The 20,547-nt window shown below is 42.6% G+C and carries 17 protein-coding genes; 12 read left to right on the top strand and 5 right to left on the bottom strand.

The features are described 5' to 3' along the window. Positions 1 to 14 precede the first annotated feature (14 nt). Complete coding sequence (locus FTU03_RS05645) at positions 15 to 1,109, bottom strand: OmpW family protein (RefSeq protein ID WP_034702885.1); 1,095 nt, start codon at positions 1,107 to 1,109, stop codon at positions 15 to 17. A 445-nt stretch (positions 1,110 to 1,554) separates the two neighbouring features. Here FTU03_RS05645 and FTU03_RS05640 point away from each other — a divergent pair, with 445 nt between their 5' ends. Further along, positions 1,555 to 1,734, top strand: coding sequence for a hypothetical protein (locus FTU03_RS05640; RefSeq protein WP_004782731.1), 180 nt, complete (start codon positions 1,555 to 1,557; stop codon positions 1,732 to 1,734). 56 nt (positions 1,735 to 1,790) lie between these two features. Here FTU03_RS05640 and FTU03_RS05635 read toward each other — a convergent pair whose 3' ends face one another. Beyond that, positions 1,791 to 2,579: a hypothetical protein gene (locus tag FTU03_RS05635; RefSeq protein WP_034580895.1), complete on the bottom strand. Its 789-nt coding sequence runs from the start codon at positions 2,577 to 2,579 to the stop codon at positions 1,791 to 1,793. A 577-nt stretch (positions 2,580 to 3,156) separates the two neighbouring features. Here FTU03_RS05635 and uvrB point away from each other — a divergent pair. The 8 genes from uvrB (at position 3,157) to proB (ending at position 12,728) form a co-directional block, all read left to right on the top strand. Next, a complete protein-coding gene (gene uvrB, locus FTU03_RS05630) occupies positions 3,157 to 5,178 on the top strand; it encodes an excinuclease ABC subunit UvrB (RefSeq protein ID WP_034170047.1) in 2,022 nt (673 codons plus the stop codon). Positions 5,179 to 5,320: 142 nt separating this feature from the next. Then, the gene (locus FTU03_RS05625) at positions 5,321 to 5,920 is read left to right on the top strand and encodes a lipocalin family protein (protein ID WP_179992245.1); all 600 of its coding nucleotides are present in this window, start codon (positions 5,321 to 5,323) and stop codon (positions 5,918 to 5,920) included. A gap of 166 nt (positions 5,921 to 6,086) precedes the next feature. Continuing rightward, a complete protein-coding gene (gene rarD, locus FTU03_RS05620; RefSeq protein WP_179992246.1) occupies positions 6,087 to 7,019 on the top strand; it encodes an EamA family transporter RarD in 933 nt (310 codons plus the stop codon). A 246-nt stretch (positions 7,020 to 7,265) separates the two neighbouring features. Continuing rightward, positions 7,266 to 8,723: a glyceraldehyde-3-phosphate dehydrogenase gene (locus FTU03_RS05615; RefSeq protein WP_004782721.1), complete on the top strand. Its 1,458-nt coding sequence runs from the start codon at positions 7,266 to 7,268 to the stop codon at positions 8,721 to 8,723. A gap of 212 nt (positions 8,724 to 8,935) precedes the next feature. Next, on the top strand, positions 8,936 to 9,310 hold the full coding sequence (locus tag FTU03_RS05610; RefSeq protein WP_125278388.1) for a helix-turn-helix domain-containing protein: 375 nt from the start codon (positions 8,936 to 8,938) through the stop codon (positions 9,308 to 9,310). A gap of 198 nt (positions 9,311 to 9,508) precedes the next feature. Further along, positions 9,509 to 10,003 (top strand): hypothetical protein, encoded by a 495-nt coding sequence (locus FTU03_RS16180; protein WP_227607459.1) that lies wholly within the window; start codon positions 9,509 to 9,511, stop codon positions 10,001 to 10,003. A gap of 358 nt (positions 10,004 to 10,361) precedes the next feature. Then, positions 10,362 to 11,567, top strand: coding sequence for an Obg family GTPase CgtA (gene cgtA / locus FTU03_RS05600; RefSeq protein ID WP_004782712.1), 1,206 nt, complete (start codon positions 10,362 to 10,364; stop codon positions 11,565 to 11,567). A 27-nt stretch (positions 11,568 to 11,594) separates the two neighbouring features. Then, positions 11,595 to 12,728: a glutamate 5-kinase gene (gene proB / locus FTU03_RS05595; RefSeq protein WP_005234922.1), complete on the top strand. Its 1,134-nt coding sequence runs from the start codon at positions 11,595 to 11,597 to the stop codon at positions 12,726 to 12,728. A 63-nt stretch (positions 12,729 to 12,791) separates the two neighbouring features. Here the strand turns inward: proB and FTU03_RS05590 are convergent, their stop codons facing one another. Both FTU03_RS05590 and FTU03_RS05585 read right to left on the bottom strand, forming a co-directional pair. After that, positions 12,792 to 13,388 carry a phosphatase PAP2 family protein gene (locus FTU03_RS05590; RefSeq protein WP_179992247.1) on the bottom strand — a complete coding sequence of 199 codons (597 nt, stop codon included), beginning with the start codon at positions 13,386 to 13,388 and terminating at the stop codon, positions 12,792 to 12,794. A gap of 165 nt (positions 13,389 to 13,553) precedes the next feature. After that, positions 13,554 to 14,255, bottom strand: a complete 702-nt coding sequence (locus tag FTU03_RS05585) for an SIMPL domain-containing protein (protein WP_034703657.1) — start codon at positions 14,253 to 14,255, stop codon at positions 13,554 to 13,556. Between the two features lie 476 nt (positions 14,256 to 14,731). On the opposite strand from FTU03_RS05585, the gene FTU03_RS05580 reads away from it, so the two are divergent. After that, positions 14,732 to 16,105: a diaminobutyrate--2-oxoglutarate transaminase gene (locus FTU03_RS05580; protein ID WP_159123116.1), complete on the top strand. Its 1,374-nt coding sequence runs from the start codon at positions 14,732 to 14,734 to the stop codon at positions 16,103 to 16,105. Positions 16,106 to 16,108: 3 nt separating this feature from the next. Then, positions 16,109 to 17,641 (top strand): aspartate aminotransferase family protein, encoded by a 1,533-nt coding sequence (locus tag FTU03_RS05575; RefSeq protein ID WP_125278393.1) that lies wholly within the window; start codon positions 16,109 to 16,111, stop codon positions 17,639 to 17,641. 86 nt (positions 17,642 to 17,727) lie between these two features. On the opposite strand, the gene FTU03_RS05570 is transcribed toward FTU03_RS05575, so the two are convergent. Continuing rightward, the gene (locus tag FTU03_RS05570; RefSeq protein WP_179992248.1) at positions 17,728 to 18,780 is read right to left on the bottom strand and encodes an aromatic ring-hydroxylating dioxygenase subunit alpha; all 1,053 of its coding nucleotides are present in this window, start codon (positions 18,778 to 18,780) and stop codon (positions 17,728 to 17,730) included. Positions 18,781 to 19,082: 302 nt separating this feature from the next. Between FTU03_RS05570 and FTU03_RS05565 the strand changes: the two genes are divergently transcribed. Beyond that, complete coding sequence (locus FTU03_RS05565; protein ID WP_179992249.1) at positions 19,083 to 20,513, top strand: aldehyde dehydrogenase family protein; 1,431 nt, start codon at positions 19,083 to 19,085, stop codon at positions 20,511 to 20,513. Positions 20,514 to 20,547: the final 34 nt, after the last annotated feature.

Raw genomic sequence — 20,547 nt, 5'->3', positions numbered from 1 at the left:
AAAGAATTAATTGATTAGAAACGCATCCCGAATCCGGCATAGGCCAGAATTGGATTGACTTCAATATCGGCTTTGGAGCGAATCAGTTCACCTAGATTTGCATCTGTTACCGTAATCGTGGTGTCATTTTTCAGATGAGCATAAGATACAGAACCTACCGCGAACCAGGTATCATTAAAGTCATAAGTGAAGCCGACAGTCGCGACAGGAGCAAAAGCATCAGACGCTTCCAGATCAACTTTTGGATTAGCACTACTTTCTATCCCATCTAGAGAAGCGCCAGCTTTGCCTTCCTTAATGTTGGCAATCATATGACCGGCTTTAATCAGGTCTTGTTCAGTACTTGAATTGATTTCCAGTTCATTGAAATAGGCATACATGAGTCCAAGCCCGACATAAGGACGGAATTTATTGACACCTGTTTTGCCAAAATGGTACTGAAATTCAAAAGCCGGGGTCCAGGCACGTGCAGATGCTGCCGGTCCATATGCTTCCAGATCCGTAATCGGGATGTCATTTTTTAAGTCAATACTCGGTAAATCAATGCCACCCGGTATTTGAGGAATTAAATCAATACTTGGCGTTGCCATTGCAGAGAATGGTGCATAAATCTTGCCTTTACCTTGCAAGTCGACTTTGGGAGGAATGCCGGCTTTTATTTCCAGTGAGACATTGTCGGTAAAGAAATAGTTGGTCATGATCCCGAGTGTAGTGACATCATCAGCTTCCAGACCTGTTCCAGCATTATTCCAGCTTTCCAAGCCATAAATCTCTGCACTGCCACTTAAATTGCCAGATAAAGTTTTTCCGCCTAAGCCATCGATGAGGTTAATGAAGCCGGTTGAAAGATTCGACTCCATAGCAGGATCAAGATTGCCTTTGACTGCAGCGATCGAGATGTCACCAACTTTAGCCGTTTCACCATCTTGAACTGCTGTATTTACCGCAAATGGTTGTGCTTTTCCTTGTGGCATGACATGCAGTGCACCGACTGAAACGGAAAATCGCTTAAAGCCATCGCCATCCTGTAGGCTGAAATATGGGGATTCTGCATGTGCAAGCAGGGGTAGTGTGGCTAGACCTGCCATGCATACCATGATTGTCTTCATTGTTCAGAGGACTCCTTGTCCGTGCTAGTTATTTGTTTTTCTATTGAACAATTTAGTTAAATCTCACCAATTTACACAGTTACAGAACGAGTAGTGAAAAGTTAACAGAAAGTAAAAAATTCCAAAATTTGTATAAATTGTATTAATAAAATATATATTTATGTAAAAATTATTATGAATAGTGAAGATAAATAGGATATTAATTTTTATAAAATTTTCAGTTTTATCGAAGTAATAGAATAATAAGTGAGTAACATTTTTCTCATTAATCTAAGTTTTAAATAATGATTTAAGTTTTCTGCTCTGGACGTAATTTATACAAGAAATCAGCAAATTTTCCGCTCAAAACCTACTAGAAAAAGCTTGAATAAATTTAGCTAACCGATGCTACACAGCAGATAGAGTTTTTTTGTACAATAGCCGCATAAATTATTGAGTATTGCGCATGAGCTCCCAAAATTCTCCCAAGAAAAAGCCACTGGTTAATTTACCGTTTCCATTAAAACAGGCAGAGCAATCTGCTTCAGATGAAGTTCTGGAAGATCTGCGACCTAAACCGCAGCGTTATGCCGACCGGACTTGGATGCCACCTCGTGGTACACGCCGTTCAATGGGCAAACGTTAAAAAATAAAAAAGCCATGAAGTTCATGGCTTTTTTATGAGTAAAATTTGAGATTTTCTTAGCGAACTGTTTTACGCGCCTTATTTTCAGGTTTTGGCGGGGCAATCTCACGATCGCCTTTCCAGACATCAATAAAGTCTTTTTCATTGATATTATAAAGTTCCAGTAGCGCCAGAATTACGGCACCAAACAGCATGGAACCTTCAGAATTATTCTGAAAGTCAAAAATCTTGCCATTCAGGTTATGCAGAATATCTTCAATCTCGAATACACGATCACGACCATTGCTGTCGACCGGATAAATCTGAGTATTGAGCAGAATTTTGGCCAGACTCTTTTCATTATCGGTCAGTGCCAGAACATCAATCAGCTCATCTGTCGCCGGAGTAAAAATCACTGAATCCCGAAAGATGGTATGCAGGAATTGCGACGTAATTTTCGGAAGCGCTTTTTCTACAAAAGGCCGGAAAGATTGCGGAAAAATGACATTGTGAGAAATGCCTTTGAACATTGGAGCGATCTCTTCGACTTTATAACCAGCAATGCCACAACCGACCGAAGTAATAAAATATTTAATTTTAGGATGGTTCTTGGTGTAAATCTTGAAGTCATCAATATAGTGCTGGATCTGTGAGAGAGGCATCTGTTGCAAATGCTCATTCATAGTCGGAATGGCATAACTTTGACCTGCCCAGCCACGACCAACCCCCATGACCGCCCCAAAATGCTCATAAGCTGTTCTGGCTGCTCCTCCGGCATGTTGTCCAGCCAAGTTGCTTCCGAAAACAAATACCGTATTTTCTGGCAGAGATTTAACAATACTTTCATCGTGATAATGGTAAGTCATGGCTTTTTTATTCGATGTCCTGATTAGCTTCATGTTGCCTTTGAATTGAATAAGGGTCAAGGTATTATTATGCAGGACTAGCCAAACAGATAGGACAATATTCCACCCATGATCCAAAACAGCATACCGAGTAAACCTAAATAAAGTTGTTGTCTGAAAATGCTTAATTTATTCTTTTGCACAAGTGATACTCATGGGTGAGTTTTAAAAAAAGTGTTTTTGAATAAGAAAGTAAATAACGCTAACTAAATAGAAAAGGCCCAAACAAAATATGATTGTGCCCATATAGCGAAACTGATTCTTAGTCACGATTTCACGATACTCTTTATCTTTCATTATCCTGCCAATTTTTTATAATTTTTAAAGATCTCAATTTTATATTGATTGTTGCATAATTCAAAATTGATTTGGATTGATCTGTACCTTATTCATTAAATCTAAGTAAAGTAAAGCACTATAAAATAATGACAATGATACTGTTTTATTTTACCAAACAGAAACCTGGATAGGGATTGAGTAATTCAGTTTTACCCCCATAATAAATTGAGTCGATATCCGCAGTGAAATGATTAAAGCTATGAGTGATAAACAACCCTTTGAACTGGTGACCAATTATCAACCTGCTGGCGATCAGCCACAGGCCATTGAAAAGCTGGTCAAGGGTATAGAAAAAGGCTATCACGATCAGCTTTTGCTGGGGGTTACCGGTTCAGGTAAAACCTATACTATGGCCAATGTCATCGCCCGTACCCAGCGTCCGACTATTGTCATGGCCCATAACAAAACGCTGGCTGCACAGCTCTACGGTGAATTTAAAGCATTTTTCCCGAATAATGCGGTTGAATATTTCGTCAGTTATTATGACTACTATCAGCCAGAAGCCTATGTGCCATCTTCAGATACCTTTATCGAGAAAGATGCGGCAATTAATGACCACATTGACCAGATGCGTCTTTCGGCCACCCGTGCACTTTTAGAACGTCGCGACGCAATTATTGTCGCTTCAGTGTCTGCGATTTACGGTCTGGGTGATCCGAATGCCTATATGAGCATGTTGCTGCATGTGGTCGAAGGCGACCGTATTGGACGTGATGATATTATTCGCCGTCTGGTTGAAATGCAGTATTCGCGTAATGAACTGGAATTCCTGCGCGGTACCTATCGTATTCGTGGTGAGATCATTGATATTTTCCCAGCCGAATCGGATCAGGATGCCATCCGGATTGAGCTGTTTGATGATGAAGTCGACTCCATTCGCTGGTTTGATCCTTTAACCGGGAAAATGATCCGTAAAGTGCCGCGTGTCACGATCTATCCTAAAAGTCACTATGTAACACCGAAAGACAATTTGGCTCGCGCGATTGAAACCATTCGAGATGAATTAAAAGAACGTCTGGTCTTTTTCCGTGAAAATGACAAGTTGCTGGAAGCTCAGCGGATCGAGCAGCGTACCCGTTATGATCTGGAAATGATGCAGCAGCTCGGTTATACCAACGGTATCGAAAACTATTCACGTCATTTATCGGGTCGTCCGGCAGGCGAAGCACCGCCGACGCTTTTTGATTATGTACCCGATGATGCCTTGCTGATTATCGATGAATCGCACGTGACTGTTCCACAAATTGGAGCCATGTACAAAGGTGACCGTTCCCGTAAAGAAAATCTGGTGAATTACGGTTTCCGCTTGCCAAGTGCACTGGATAACCGTCCAATGAAATTTGAGGAATGGGAACGTATTGTACCGACGACCGTGTACGTCAGTGCCACACCTGCACGATATGAACTGGAAAAATCTGAACAGGTAGTCGAGCAGGTGGTTCGTCCAACCGGTCTGATTGATCCGGAAATTGAAATCCGTCCAGTCTTGACACAGGTCGATGATGTATTGTCTGAAATCAATATTCGTAAGGAAATGAATGAGCGTGTGCTGGTGACGACCTTGACCAAGCGTATGGCGGAAGACCTGACATCCTATTTAAAAGAATATGGAATCAAGGTGGCCTATTTGCACTCCGATATTGATACTGTTGAGCGTGTGAAAATTATTCATGAGCTGCGTACCGGTGTGCACGATGTTCTGGTCGGCATTAACCTGCTGCGTGAAGGTCTAGATATGCCAGAAGTTTCACTGGTTGCGATTTTGGATGCGGATAAAGAAGGTTTCCTGCGTTCAGAGCGTTCACTGATCCAGACCATTGGTCGTGCAGCGCGTAACTTGAAAGGTAAAGCGATTTTGTATGCGGATCGCATTACCGATTCTATGCAAAAAGCGATTGATGAGACTGAACGCCGTCGTGCCAAACAGATCCAGTTTAATGAAGAGCATGGCATTACACCACGTAGTGCAGTACGTCAGGTGATTAAGGAAATTGATACAGGCGAAGTGCTGGATGATGAAACTATTGAGCTGAAAGCTTCCGATCAGGCCCGTGCAATTAGTGCAGATGAACGCCATATCATGGCCGATCCAAAGATGTTCGCGAAGCATATCAATAAACTGGAAAAAGAAATGCTCAAGGCTTCAAAAGAACTACAGTTTGAGCAGGCTGCACGTATACGGGATGAAATTTTACGTTTAAAAGCGCAGATGTTAAGTTAGGTCTGTGTGTAAATTACAGATTTAAATTACGTAAAATCAATCACAAACCTAACATAATGCTACAAAATATGTCTGCGGATGCCGCTATTGTAAGTACGAAATATTCATGTTGAAAATTTTGTCCTGATCAAATAGGTATCGTATGACAACTAAAAATAATCTCCCTCATGCGGGATTGAAACTTGCAAAAATTGCAGTGGGTAGTGCAGTTCTACTTGGACTCGGGGCTGCAACCATGGCTTATGCCAAGAACGATTCTTTACCCACTGTAGAGAAAGTTGAACTGGACCGTTATTTGGGCACCTGGTATGAAGTGGCTCGTAAGCCACTTACATTCCAGAACAAGTGTGATCGTGACGTTACGGCGACGTATACATTAAATGAAAATGGTAACGTTAATGTAGATAACCGCTGTATCCAGAAAAATGGTCAGGTGACTCAATCCGTAGGTGAGGCATACATTCAGAATGCACCTTATAACACCAAGCTTAAGGTAAGTTTCTTACCAGAGTTTATTCGCTGGTTACCAGTGGGCCGTGGCGATTATTGGGTATTGAAGCTGGATGATAATTATCAAACCGTACTGGTCGGTGAGCCAAAACGTAAATATATGTGGGTATTGTCACGTGATCCTCAACTGGATCAGAATGTGGTGAATGAATACCTGCAATATGCGCAATCTGTGGGTTATGATTTGAGTGATGTGATTCATACCAAACAAACCCAACAGGCAAGAAAATAAAAGGCCACTCGGGCTATGTATAAAAACCATGCTTCGGCATGGTTTTTTAATGCTTTCTTTTTTGAATCATGTATTTTGCCTTGTTGTCACCTTTGGTCAGATGAATCTTCAAGCTTTATTTTAGACTAATCGTTATAATGCGCCGGAATGATTTTGGGTTTGAAGCATGTATAAAGGCATTGCATTATCGGTATTAGCATCAGTGGTATTTGGTGTCCTGTATATATTCACGCCATTGTTGCAGCCTTTAGACAGTGAACAAACCTTTGCCTGGCGGATGCTGGCGACCATTCCATTTTTGACTGCGTTCATGTGGTGGTCAGGTGACCTCAGCCATATCACTCAAATTTTAAAACGCATTCTCAAACAACCTGCTTTTCTGCTCTGGTTGATCATCAGTTCCCTGTTATGTACGACACAGTTGTGGCTCTTTTTATGGGGACCAATTAATGGCCGCGGTTTACAGGTATCCTTGGGATATTTCCTGTTGCCCTTAGTCATGGTGCTGGTCGGATGTGTGCTTTATAAGGAAAAACTATCGCGCTGGCAGATGGCAGCAGTCGCACTGGCCATATTAGGTGTGGGACATGAAATCTGGCGGATTGGTTTCATTGCCTGGGAAACGGTCTATGTGGCACTGGCATATCCGCTGTACTTCTTTATGCGCCGTAAATTCCAGACGGATCATTTAGGCGGTTTCTGGTGGGACCTCTTCATCATTCTGCCTGTCGCGATTTATCTGGGCTTTATTCATAGCGATTCCATGCAATTGATTCTTAATGCGCAGCATCTGATTTTTGCGGTATTGGGTCTAGGCTTTTTAAGTGCGTTAGGATTGGGAAGCTATATTCTGGCAAGCCGCTATTTGCCTTTTGTCATCTTTGGGCTATTGAGCTATCTGGAGCCAGTACTTTTGGCTTTTGCGTCTATGGCATTAGGGGAGCGGGTTGAAGCCGGCGAATGGCTGACCTATCTTCCGATCTGGCTGGCCGTCGTATTGTTGGTAATTGAAGGTATACTACACATTATTGAACAACGAAAAAGACGCCTGACACTAGCACAAAATTTAGAGCGTTATCAGAAACGTTTAGATTCTTGAATGATAAATTTGGCTGAATAAACAACATTTAACAAAAATCTGGTTTTTACAGGGAATAGATGATTTTTCAAATTTTAAATGCAAAATCATCTGACTAATTACAATTATTTTCAAAATTTATAGTGAATATATCGGATTTTCGGCCAGAGTTAATCAGCTTTTGATTCAAACTTGCGGCCAATTCCATTACAATTATCGGGTTTTGAAATTTATGCTTAGATTTACAATTAATTAGAGGACGTATCTGTGAGCAAAGACACTATCGTTGCCCTCCATGCAGAGCACCAAGGTCGTTGGAAAAACCGTGAAGAACTTGCGGAACGTATGATTGCCCTAGTAGGTCAGTTATATCGTGAAAAAAATATCGTAGCTACAGTTTACGGTCGCTCTTTAATTAACCGTTCTGTAATCCAGATCCTTAAAGCGCATCGTCGTACTCGCGTATTAGACGTTGAGCTTTCTGTTGTAGACACTTTCCCAATCCTTGAAGCATTGGCAAAAGTGGAAAACATCGGTACTGCTGAAATTGATCTAGGCAAACTTGCTGTTGAATTCAAAGCAAAAGGTGGTGATGTTAACGCATTCGTTGCTGACGCTGTGAAATCACTTGAAGGCAATGCAACTTCTGTAGAAGGTAAAGACGTGGTGCTTTACGGTTTCGGTCGTATCGGTCGTATCCTGGCCCGTTTGATGATCAGCCAGTCAGGTCTAGGCCGCGGCTTGAACCTGAAAGCAATCGTAGTTCGTAAATCATCTGACGGTGACCTTGAAAAACGTGCGTCTTTATTACGTCGTGACTCAATCCACGGTCCATTTGCGGGTACGATTTCTGTAGACGAAGAAAACGAAGCAATCATTGCAAACGGCCAGTTCATCAAAGTGATCTATGCATCTAATCCATCTGAAGTGGATTACACTGCATACGGTATCGAAAATGCTTTAGTGATCGACAACACTGGTAAATGGCGTGATGCTGAAGGTCTTGCTCAACACCTGAAATGTCCAGGCGCTGCTCGCGTAATTCTGACTGCACCTGGTAAAGGTGACATGAAGAACGTTGTATTTGGTGTGAACCAGGCTGACATCCTTGATGAAGATCAAATCATCTCTGCTGCAAGCTGTACTACCAATGCGATCACTCCAACACTGAAAGTGTTAAACGACAAATACACAGTGATCAATGGTCACGTTGAAACAGTTCACTCGTTCACAAACGACCAGAACCTGATCGACAACTACCATAAAGCTGATCGTCGTGGCCGTGCTGCAACATTGAACATGGTTATTACTGAGACTGGTGCTGCTAAAGCGGTTGCGAAAGCACTTCCTGCACTGAAAGGCAAGTTGACTGGTAACTCTGTACGTGTTCCTACGCCAAACGTATCTCTTGCAATTCTGAACCTGACTTTAGACAAAGAAGTTGATCGTGATGAAGTAAATGAATACATTCGCCAAATCTCAATCAATTCTAACCTTCAAGGTCAAATCGGTTATACAAACTCGACTGAAGTTGTATCTTCTGACTTTATCGGTTCTCGTACTGCAGGTGTATTCGACGCTCAAGCGACCATCACTTCAGGCAACCGTTTAACTTGCTACGTTTGGTATGATAACGAAGTAGGTTATAGCTGCCAGGTACTTCGCATTGCTGAACAAATGGGCGGCGTAAGCTATCCAAAAGTTCCTGCTGAAACAAATGCATAATTTGTAGAAGTCATCTAAAAAAAGAGCCTCTTTTGAGGCTCTTTTTTATTGTGGAAAATAAAGTTGGCCAATCAGCTTAATAAAATCATATACATTAATTGATGGAAAATTCACCTTGATACGCTCATATGAATCTGTTAGCTTACAAATGGTAAGTACATTAAAAATAGTAAGTAATAACTAAAAACCGTGATCAAGAAAGGAACTCTTCAATGACCAAGTATGCAATCAGTCCATTGTTGGGACAGGTGCTATCTAATGAATGCCCATCCCGTGAAATACTGGAACATCTCACCAATAAATGGTCAGTGCTAGTATTGCGCTGTTTAAGTGAAGGTGTACATCGCTTTAGTGAGCTGAAACAGCGAATTGAAGGGGTCAGTGAAAAAATGCTGGCGCAAACCTTAAAAATGTTGGAGCAAGATGGTTTTATTTTAAGAACGGTTTATCCCGTTGTGCCACCCAAAGTGGAATATCAATTGACCATTACCGGTTCGCAAGCAGCAGAAAAAATAAACTATTTGATTGGCTGGGTAGAGCGCAGTTTGCCAGAGATTTTGGAAAATAAAGAGCGTGTTACTAAATAAAAATTAAATTGCTTTTGGGGGAAGCAATAAATGGATAAATCAGAAAATTTAGTTGCTCGATTATTGGCAGTGTACGCAATTATCCTAACTTTATGCATCGCAATTTATGCGATCTTTCGACTTTTAGAAGTTGATCTCACTTTAGCGACTAATCTTTTACTTTGATCAGCTTCAATCTTTGCTCCAATAGCAGTATTGATGACTTATACGAGTTGGAGAGAGCAGAAAGGGAGTGAAATTCTATCTAGTATGTCTAAAGATAATTATGCATCTTTGCTTGAATTAGAGAATCATTTGATAGATGTAGCAAATGGTGTGAAATATCAATTTAGATCATGGCAATTAAGTGAAAATAGAGAAAAACTTTTTAATAACCAGTATCTTTTTGAAATTGAAAAATTAAAAGATCGAACATCTTCACTCAAAAAGAATCTGGATATGATAGTTCGGTATCAAGAGGAAAATATAGAATTAAAGACATTGGTAAATAATTTTAATTCTGAATGTGAGTTGGTGAATGAAGGTATAAAAGAACTCTGTGATCATATTGGAACATATGGTAATGATGATACTTACTTTAAAGCTAATTATTTAAAATATGAAAATGATCTTGATATGACAGTAGGTGAAGCTAATAAATCGAATCAAGAGCTTAGAAATTATCTCATCAACCTTGTTTTTTATAAAACTTAATAAGACAGTTTCTAATTTTCTTTTGGATTACAAATAAGTTATTTTTTCAAAATCAACTCAATCAAAGAGTAAAACACAATCAAGAAAATTAAGCTTAAAGCAGTAAATCACTTCAACTATAAGAAAAGACCTAACTCAAATTTAAGCCAAGTAAAAATATTTTGTTGATCTTTATTTTGTATAAGTTCCTCACAATAATTTCTTGATAAATCGTCAATCTGTATCAGCTTTTTGCTTGAATAATATAAAATAATCTTAAATTGGGTCTTCTTCATGGAAAGCCCAATAAATATAGTCGAGAAATGCTTTAAAATATGGCAGAATAGGCGGTTTTTAAAGTTTTTAGAGGATTGGCATTATGCGCTTTGTTGATGAAGCAGTCATTACCGTAGAGGCTGGCGACGGTGGCAATGGCGTAGCCAGTTTTCGCCGTGAAAAGTTCGTACCATTTGGTGGTCCAGATGGTGGTGATGGTGGTCGTGGCGGCAGCATTTATATTCAGGCTGACGACGACACGAGTACCCTTGTAGATTATCGTTATACCCGTAAATTTCGCGCTGAACGTGGTAAAAACGGTGCTGGCGCAAACTGTGCTGGTCGTGGTGGCGAATCAGTTATTTTAAAAGTTCCTGTAGGAACAACTATCGTCGATTCAGAATCTGGCGATATTATTGGCGATCTGGTTGAAGATGGCCAGAAAGTATTAGTGGCACATGGCGGTCAAGGTGGTTTGGGTAATACCCACTTTAAATCATCAACCAACCGTTCTCCGCGTAAATGTACGCATGGTACCAAAGGCGAATTCCGTGAAATCCGCCTTGAGCTGAAAGTACTGGCTGATGTGGGCTTGCTTGGCATGCCAAACGCAGGTAAATCAACCTTTATCCGTGCAGTCTCTGCAGCAAAACCAAAAGTGGCAGATTATCCGTTTACGACCATGGTACCTAATCTGGGTGTAGTGGATGCGGATCGTCACCGTTCATTTGTAATGGCGGATATTCCAGGTCTGATCGAAGGTGCGGCAGAAGGTGCAGGTCTCGGGATTCGCTTCCTGAAACATTTGGCACGTACCCGTATTCTGCTTCACATTGTCGATGTTCAACCGATTGACGGTTCAGATCCAGCTTACAATGCCAAAGCGATTTTGAATGAGTTGCAAAAATTCTCCCCAACACTTTCAAAATTACCGGTGGTATTGGTTCTGAATAAGGTCGATCAGCTTGCTGTAGATACTCGCGATGAATGGTGTAATCACATTCTTGAAGAATTGCAGTGGGAAGGTCCTGTCTTTAAAACTTCAGGCTTAACGGCTGAAGGAACTAAGGATGTGGTGTATTACCTGATGGATCAAATCGAGCAGCAACGCGAACGCGAAGTTGAAGATCCTGAATACGCAGCAGAGATGAAAGAATTCCGTGATCAGCTTGAAGCTGAAACACGTGAACAAACGATTGCTGCGAAAGAAGCTTATCGTGAAATGCGTCGCGCTCAACGTCTGGGCGGCGATGACTTTGATGATGAAGATGATGACGACAGCGACGTAGAAGTATATTACGTACGTTAATCTTTTAAAGATAAGTCTGAGGACAAGATGATAGAAGTGGTAGATGGGCAACGTCAGCTCAAGGGTTGTAAACGAATCGTTGTTAAAATCGGATCATCTTTACTCACAGCAAACGGGCAAGGTTTAGATTTAGATGCTATCTCGCATTGGGCGGGACAAATCGCGGATCTACACAATGCCGGACACGAGATTATTCTCGTTTCTTCCGGAGCTGTGGCTGAAGGTATGGTTCGAATGAAACTTGAGAATCGACCCACCGATCTACCCAGTCTTCAGGCTTGTGCTGCCATTGGTCAGATGGGTTTAATCCAGACCTGGTCAAGTGTGCTGGAAAAACACAGCATTCAAACTGCTCAGGTGTTATTGACTCATGATGACCTGGCAGACCGTCGTCGCTATCTCAACTCTTGTGATGCTTTGCAGCACCTGATTGACTGGCATGTGATTCCGGTCATTAATGAAAATGACACGGTTTCTACTGACGAAATTCGCTTTGGTGATAACGATACCTTAGCTGCGATGGTGGCGGGACAAGTTCACGCAGATCTGCTGATTATCCTGACTGATCAGGAAGGCATGTTTGACTCGGATCCACGTTCTAATCCGGATGCCAAACTGTTCCATACCGTGCGTGCCATGGATGAAAGCCTGTTTGATATGGCAGGCGGCGGCGGAAAATTTGGTCGTGGCGGTATGCTGACCAAAGTCCGTGCTGCACGTCTGGCTGCGAAATCTGGTTGCCCAACCTTGATCGCTAGTGGTGATAGCGACAATGTTTTATCGCGCCTGATGGCAGGTGAAATGTTGGGTACGTTATTTATCACTGATGATGATCGCATGACTGCACATCAGCAATGGTTGGCAGCGCATCTGCAAACCGCAGGTCGTTTGGTAATTGATGATGGTGCGGTTAAAGCCATTAAAGAGAATCACCGTAGCCTGTTGCCGGTCGGTGTCAAAGCGGTAGAAGGACATTTTGACCGTGGTGATGTGGTTGAATGTGTTGACCGACAAGGTCACCGCATTGCTGTAGGACGTGTCAACTTCAGTTCACGTTCAGCGGAAATCGTGAAAGGTCTGGCCTCAGATAAAGTGCATCAGGTCTTGGGTGAAGCGCGTTCTTTAGAGATGATTCACCGTAATCATATGGCGATTTACTAAATCTTCGGTCTATAAAAAAATCCCGCTTTCGAGCGGGATTTTTTTATGACATTTGGATTAAGTTTATTTAATCCATCCCATTCGAATAAAAGGCTTAAACAGGAATTGATGAATACTGAAAATAAAGCTCATGATTTTATTCTCATATTTCCACCAGAGCGGTAAGCCGGCAAGATTGACTGCTAAAGCAATCAGGAATGCTCCCACCATATCAATCGGAAAATGTACACCCACATAAACCCGTGACCAGGCTACCAGCCAAGCAGTCCAGAGCAGGATTCGTCCCAAATCACGTTGTGCTGAGAAATAATAGGCAAAGGCAATCCCGCTAAAAATACTCATGTGATTGCTTGGGAATGAACCTGTAGGTGCGTGCTCAATCAGGGTTTGACCAACCTCCATGACAAAAGGGCGGGGTGTGTTTAGAACGGCAGATAATACCTCGCTAATCGACAAGGTGATTGCTGTGAAGATCGCAGCTTTAATAATCCCTGTTTTGATTTCACGACTGCCACGCAGCCAGGTAATAGCAAAAATCAGCAGGAATACATACACCAGATCATGCGCTATCAGACTGGCATAGTTAATCATCCAGATCGAGGCTTGGTCAGGTACATTGAGAAGATGAAACAGATACAGGTTTAGTTGATCGAGTAACATGAGGAGAGAGGGCTGACACAAATGTCCGTTACTCTAAACCGATCAAAGCTCAATTCATATCTGAGTTTGTATGAATTTGTAGCATCGATTTTTCACAGAATATTCAAGTGATAAAAAACCACCCAAAAGGGTGGTTTTTAAACATCTGAATAATTTTATTAAGACTTATTTAAACTGAATAGAACCATTGGCATTGACGGTCATTTTGGATTCACCCGCTGCCATTTCCTGTTCTGGAACTGCTTCGGCATAAGCAGATTTGGCCATCGCCATGCGTGGCACAGGTGGATAGCCCGAATTATTGGTGTTGATATTCAGATTCACCAGTTGATAGCCCGGTTTGTTCCAAGCTTGAGCCAGACTTTGCGCACGTTGCTGGAAGTTTTTCGAAGCTTCAAGCATCAGCTCGTTTTCTACTTTCTTGCGTTTTGCTTCAGATACTGTGAAGTTAATCGATTCAGTCTGGAAGTTTTGCTGTAGCTCAGCAATCAGTTGCGAGGCGGCTTTAAAGTCAGTCGATTCAATCCGTACCTGCGCACGAGCACGCCATTCTCTTAACTTGCGGTTGTCGTTGTCATAGACTGGATAGGTATGCTGTGAACCGGTTTCAATTTTTACCGTAGGATATTTTTTAGCAGTATTAATGGCCTGCGTCATCAACTGGTTGATTTGTGCTGCCAGCTCAGCCGGCTGTTTATTAGATTTTTCAACAAATAAATTGGCATTCATCAGGTCATTGGAAATATCGCGGCTGGCTTCTGCCGAGATATTCACCACATTATAATTCAAGGTTTCTTCAGGAGCTGCGAAAGCGGCAGAAGATAATGCGCCGAGCAAAGCAAGCGCTGAAAAAGAAGAAAGACGCATTTTGTTGTCCTGTTTTAGTGGAATTGTTGGCCTTGTGCTGATCATAAAATACTAAGGTGGAAATGTGTTGATATTCCGAAATTATTGTCGTTGGATTGTTAAAAATATATTTTATTTATTATAGGTATATAGAAACTAAATGTGATAAAAATTATATACTTATTGAGATAATTGTTTGATAATTACACTGTTGTATTCATGACAACAAAATTGCATAAAATGTTTAGGGTTCCTTGTCATTGCCATGCATAAAGTTGATAATTTAGACAGCAACATTTTTTGATATATTTTTTCAATAACAGCCGAGGCAAATTGATACTAAAAGTTGTTTATTTTCCTGAAAAAAACTGTATCATCCGCCTCTCCTAGTTACTGAATAGAAAATTGTCTAACTAGATTATATAAAGCACCGAGTCAAACGACCGCAAGTCACCAGACTTATTTCTTTCAACCCATATCAGAGATGGTAATTCGATATGAGCGTTTCTTCTGTAAATCCTGCCACCAATTCCACAAACGAATACTACTTGACTCGCCAAAGTCAGATGGAATCGAATGTGCGTAGTTATCCACGTAAATTACCGTTAGCGATAGCGAAAGCACAAGGTTGCTGGGTTACCGATGTTGAAGGTACGGAGTACCTTGATTGTTTAGCTGGGGCAGGGACATTGGCATTAGGCCATAATCACCCTGCGGTCATTCAAAGTATCCAGGACACACTTGCAAGCGGTCTTCCATTGCATACGCTGGATCTCACAACTCCTTTAAAAGATGCTTTTACTGAAGCACTTCTGGCTTACCTGCCAGGTGGCAAAGAAGAATATTGCTTACAGTTCTGTGGTCCATCTGGTGCAGATGCGACTGAAGCAGCGATTAAACTTGCCAAAACCTTTACTGGCCGTAGTTCAGTGATCAGCTTCTCTGGTGGCTATCACGGTATGACTCACGGTTCTTTGGCAATGACAGGTAACCTGTCTGCGAAGAACTCGGTGAATGGTTTAATGCCAGGCGTTCAATTCATGCCATATCCGCATGAATACCGTTGCCCATTGGGTCTAGGCGGTGAAGCGGGCGTTGATGCTTTGACTTATTATTTCGAAAACTTCATTGAAGATGTCGAAAGCGGTGTAACCAAGCCAGCAGCTGTGATTCTTGAAGCGATTCAAGGTGAAGGTGGGGTGGTAACAGCACCTGTAAAATGGTTGCAGAAAATCCGTGAAGTGACTGAAAAACACAACATTGTGTTGATTCTTGACGAAGTTCAAGCAGGCTTTGCGCGTTCAGGCAAAATGTTCGCATTCGAACATGCTGGTATCGAACCTGATGTGGTTGTAATGTCTAAAGCCGTTGGCGGTAGCTTGCCACTTGCAGTACTGGGTATTAAACGTAAGTTCGATGCATGGCAACCTGCTGGCCATACCGGTACTTTCCGTGGTAACCAGCTGGCAATGGGTACAGGTCTTGCGACGCTACAAACCATTAAAGAACAAAATCTTGCGCAAAATGCACAAGAACGTGGTGATTTCCTGCAAGCTGAACTGAAAAAACTGGCGGCTGAATTCCCATGTATTGGTAACGTACGTGGTCGCGGTCTGATGATCGGTGTTGAAATCGTCGACGAGCGTAAACCAGCAGACCATATGGGTTCTTTCCCTGCTGATGGCCAATTGGCTGCAGCAATTCAAACCGCTTGTTTCAACAACAAACTGTTGCTGGAAAAAGGTGGTCGTAACGGTACAGTGATCCGTTTACTTTGCCCATTGATCATCACTCAGGCTGAGTGTGAAGAAGTTCTGGTTCGCTTCAAGAAAGCGGTTGCTGAAGCTCTAGTCGCAGTTCGAGGCGCATAATTCATGGTAGATTTTGCAGAACACCGTAAAGCGTTACTCTGCAATGATGCTGCATCTATCGCTGACTATGAGTCGGCGATGGATCAGGCGACCAAAGCGGTTGCAGCATGGTTGCAAAACGACAAGATGTATACTGGCGGTAGCATCAAGGAATTGCGTAGCGCAATTGCTTTCAATCCTTCTAAAGAAGGTCTGGGCGTACAAAAGTCTTTAGAGCGTATGGTTGAGCTATTCCTCAACAAGAGCTTGAAAGTACATCACCCGCATTCTTTAGCGCATTTGCATTGCCCAACGATGGTCACTAGCCAGATCGCGGAAGTGTTGATTAATGCCACTAACCAGTCAATGGACTCTTGGGATCAAAGCCCAGCGGGTTCTTTGATGGAAGTGCAGCTAATTGACTGGCTACGTCAGAAAGTTGGCTATGGTTCAGGTCAGGCGGGTGTATTCACTTCTGGTGGTACACAATCCAACCTGATGGGCGTATTGCTGGCGCGTGATGCCTGTATCGCAAAAAACTGGAAAGACGAAAACGGTAATCCGTGGTCTGTTCAACGTGATGGTATCCCAGCGGATGCAATGCGTAACGTTAAAGTCATCTGTTCTGAAAATGCACACTTCTCTGTGCAAAAGAATATGGCGATGATGGGCATGGGCTTCCAGTCTGTCGTGACTGTTCCTGTTAACGAAAATGCTCAGATGGATGTTGATGCTCTGGAAAAAACCATGGCGCATCTTCAGTCTGAAGGTAAAATCGTGGCATGTGTGGTGGCAACTGCGGGTACAACGGATGCGGGTGCAATTGATCCACTGAAACAGATTCGTGAAATCACCAATAAATATGGTGCGTGGATGCACATCGACGCAGCATGGGGTGGTGCACTGATTCTGTCTAATGACTATCGTTCTATGCTGGATGGCATCGAGCTGTCTGATTCTGTGACACTGGATTTCCATAAGCATTACTTCCAGACGATTTCATGTGGTGCGTTCTTGCTGAAAGATGAAGCGAACTATCGTTTCATGCACTACGAAGCAGAATATCTGAACTCTGCTTATGACGAAGAGCACGGTGTACCTAACCTGGTGTCGAAGTCGCTACAAACCACTCGTCGTTTCGACGCGTTGAAATTGTGGATGACTGTAGAAGCGTTGGGTGAAGAGCTTTATGGTTCGATGATCGACCATGGCGTGAAATTGACTCGTGAAGTCGCAGATTACATCAAGGCAACTGATGGTCTGGAACTTCTGGTTGAGCCACAATTTGCATCGGTATTGTTCCGTGTGGTTCCAGCAGGCTATCCAGCTGAGTTTGTCGATGCCTTAAATCAGAACGTCGCGGATGAACTGTTTGCGCGTGGTGAAGCGAACATTGGTGTCACTAAAGTCGGTCAGGTTCAATCTCTGAAAATGACGACTTTAAGCCCGGTTGCAACGCTTGAAAACGTGAAGAACCTGTTGGCACTTGTGCTTGCAGAAGCGGACCGTATCAAAGATTCAATTGCTGATGGTACTTATACACCGCCAATCGCATAAGCGGTTGCAGGTGAAAAAAGGAGATCTAGATGATCTCCTTTTTTATTGGGTTTTGATCCATATATAGATCATCAGCTTCAAGGTGATTAAGCTGCAAATAAAGGATTAAAGCCTTTTTTCCTTAACAGTTTACGGTACATACTGGAGCTGCGATCTGCCGGGAAATGTGCTTCCAGAGATAAGTCTAGCGGTAAAAACTCAGGCTTCTGATTTTCGACAATCAGACGATCTTCTTCAAAAATCTTCAGATTAAAATCATAGGCTTCTTCGACAGGTAAGTCTTTATCATAATTACGACAGATGGGAGCAAACAGTCGGGTCTGACGGGCGGTCATCGGTGAGGCAGCATTCATAATCACCTGTTTGGCATCATTAGGGAAATGGATGGTCAGGGTTGCGGTAAAGGGCAGACTAATTTCAAAATGCCGTAGCCATTTAAAATCTTCCTGACCACGCTGATCTAACCCAATCGGATAACGGCCGACACTGCTGATATAGTCAGCACTGAAACCATATTGAGTTTCTGTTGTAGTGTAATTCGGGACTTCAACATCATTCGGATCACCGAAGGTATCCGGATGTACCCAGGCAAAATGGGCGACATCAATAAAGCCTTCTAGCTGTCTGCCAGCAAAACATTTGATGTCGACTTGTGGGCAAACCAGTTGCTGATAATCTGCATCATTCCAATAAGGCATCACTGGAATATTCGGTTCAGCATCTTTGTCAGCTGTCAGTGAACACCAGATCAGACCATAACGTTCAACCGCGGCATAGGTCCGTAAATGAAAACGATCTGAAATTTTATGCTGTGGATGGGCAGGGATACGGTTGCATTTACCTTGTGTACCAAAACGCAAGCCATGATAAGGACAGACGATGCCTTGACCATCATTTTTTCCCAAACTTAAAGGCACACCACGATGTGGACAGGCATCTTTGGCCACGATCAGTTGATCCTGCATCTTGTAAATGACCAGTGGCATATCTAACAACATTGTCCCTAGCGGCTGTTCAGAGACATCACGGGCTAAGGCCACTGGATACCAATATTGAGCCAGGAGATGCCAGTCATGTTCTTCAAATGTCATGTGAATCGGTAAATCGGGATTGAAAACTGGAATGGTTGTGCTATTCATGACGCTATCACTGTGATTCTTTATTTCCAATATAGGCCAATGTGATGTTCTACGAAATTTCAAAGATCAGGACATCCTGTTGCATAAATTCGAACAGGATGTAAGGAAGAATGAGCTATAGGCAAAAAATTAAAGGAAGCAATATTTAAAGTTCCAAAAAAGCATCCCGAAAGATGATTCTTCTATTTTCCATGCACAAAATGTGCATTCAGGACTTTATGCCTAATGTGATATGCAAGCTCCATTCAGACAAAATCAGCTAATGTCAGGGAACAACAAAATATCTGATTCAGGATGAAGAGATGACTAATTTGCATGTATCCCAACCCGTTGGCTGTATTATTCAAGGAAAAATGGTACAAGGCGCTGCCGAAAGTTTTGTGGTGATTAATCCTGCTGATGAGCAGGTATTGGCCCTATGTTCCTCTCCCTCGGAAGCACAAATTGAAGATACCATCCGTAGTGCCGAGCAGGCATTTCAACACTGGAAAAATACGGATGATGCAACGCGACAGGCAATCCTGCATCGTATTGCAGATCGTATTGAAGAACACCGAGAAGAATTAGCGCGTTTAGTGGTGCAGGAGCAGGGCAAACCCTATGCACTGGCTGAATTTGAAGTCGGTGGGGCCATTGCCTGGACCCGCTATCAGGCAGAACTCAAAATTGAAACTGAAATCTTACAGGATGATGCCAACAAGCGGATCGAACTTCATCATCGGCCTTTAGGGGTCGTGGCATCGGTTACCCCATGGAACTGGCCTTTAATGATTGCTGTCTGGCATATCATGCCGGCAATTCGCGCTGGCAACGTGGTGATCAATAAACCTTCAGAATTTACCCCATTGTCGACACTTCGACTCGGTGAGCTGATTCAGCAAGAGGTTGCACCTGGAGTGGTCTCTATACTTACAGGAGGCGGAGAAGTTGGGGCTAAGCTGACCAGTCACCCTGCAATTGCCAAAGTGGTATTTACCGGTTCAACTGCGACTGGGCAAAGAATCATGCAAAATGCAGCCGCGACTTTCAAACATCTGACACTGGAACTTGGTGGCAATGATGCAGGCATTGTTTTGCCAGATACCGATATCCAGGCAATGGCAACCCGAATCTTTAATGGAGCTTTTATCAACATGGGCCAGACCTGTGCAGCGTTGAAACGGCTGTATGTGCATGACAGTCAGTATGATGCACTGGCACAGGAATTAGTAAAAGTCGCACAGCAACAATCTCTGGGAGATGGTTTAGCCGAGACGACTACTTTTGGCCCAGTGCAAAACATCAAGCAATACCAAAAAGTTCAGACCATGATTCAGGAAGCTCAGGATGAAGGTGCAATAGTCATGACATCTGGTCAGAATCTACCGGATACAGGCTATTTTATTGCACCAACAATTGTGACCAATGTAAGCCCAGATAGCCGTCTGGTGCAGGAAGAGCAGTTTGGTCCGGTGTTACCTTTGATTCGTTATCACGATATTGAAGAAGTACTGACTGAAGCCAACAATACGGATTTTGGCTTAGGTGGTTCGATCTGGTCATCCAATCTGGAGCAGGCGCAGCAGTTTGCTCAACGACTGAGTTGTGGTACGGCGTGGATCAATACGCATGGTGAGATTTTCCCGCATGTACCTTTTGGTGGATGGAAACATTCGGGCATCGGTGCACAGTTTGGACTGAGTGGCCTGCTCGAAAATACGATTCAACAGGTTGTTCATATCAATAAAAATTAAATCAAAAAAAGCTCAAGTTTAACTTGAGCTTTTT

It is taken from the genome of Acinetobacter sp. YH12046 (genome assembly GCF_013419905.1).
GTDB lineage: Bacteria > Pseudomonadota > Gammaproteobacteria > Pseudomonadales > Moraxellaceae > Acinetobacter.
This window is presented reverse-complemented; position numbering and strand designations above follow the sequence as displayed.

Coding starts and splice junctions, on each gene's coding strand:
- FTU03_RS05645 (WP_034702885.1), bottom strand. CDS start 1,109: ATGAAGACAATCATGGTATGCATGGCAGGTCTAGCCACACTACCCCTG.
- FTU03_RS05640 (WP_004782731.1), top strand. CDS start 1,555: ATGAGCTCCCAAAATTCTCCCAAGAAAAAGCCACTGGTTAATTTACCG.
- FTU03_RS05635 (WP_034580895.1), bottom strand. CDS start 2,579: ATGACTTACCATTATCACGATGAAAGTATTGTTAAATCTCTGCCAGAA.
- uvrB (WP_034170047.1), top strand. CDS start 3,157: ATGAGTGATAAACAACCCTTTGAACTGGTGACCAATTATCAACCTGCT.
- FTU03_RS05625 (WP_179992245.1), top strand. CDS start 5,321: ATGACAACTAAAAATAATCTCCCTCATGCGGGATTGAAACTTGCAAAA.
- rarD (WP_179992246.1), top strand. CDS start 6,087: ATGTATAAAGGCATTGCATTATCGGTATTAGCATCAGTGGTATTTGGT.
- FTU03_RS05610 (WP_125278388.1), top strand. CDS start 8,936: ATGACCAAGTATGCAATCAGTCCATTGTTGGGACAGGTGCTATCTAAT.
- FTU03_RS16180 (WP_227607459.1), top strand. CDS start 9,509: ATGACTTATACGAGTTGGAGAGAGCAGAAAGGGAGTGAAATTCTATCT.
- cgtA (WP_004782712.1), top strand. CDS start 10,362: ATGCGCTTTGTTGATGAAGCAGTCATTACCGTAGAGGCTGGCGACGGT.
- proB (WP_005234922.1), top strand. CDS start 11,595: ATGATAGAAGTGGTAGATGGGCAACGTCAGCTCAAGGGTTGTAAACGA.
- FTU03_RS05590 (WP_179992247.1), bottom strand. CDS start 13,388: ATGTTACTCGATCAACTAAACCTGTATCTGTTTCATCTTCTCAATGTA.
- FTU03_RS05585 (WP_034703657.1), bottom strand. CDS start 14,255: ATGCGTCTTTCTTCTTTTTCAGCGCTTGCTTTGCTCGGCGCATTATCT.
- FTU03_RS05580 (WP_159123116.1), top strand. CDS start 14,732: ATGAGCGTTTCTTCTGTAAATCCTGCCACCAATTCCACAAACGAATAC.
- FTU03_RS05575 (WP_125278393.1), top strand. CDS start 16,109: ATGGTAGATTTTGCAGAACACCGTAAAGCGTTACTCTGCAATGATGCT.
- FTU03_RS05570 (WP_179992248.1), bottom strand. CDS start 18,780: ATGAATAGCACAACCATTCCAGTTTTCAATCCCGATTTACCGATTCAC.
- FTU03_RS05565 (WP_179992249.1), top strand. CDS start 19,083: ATGACTAATTTGCATGTATCCCAACCCGTTGGCTGTATTATTCAAGGA.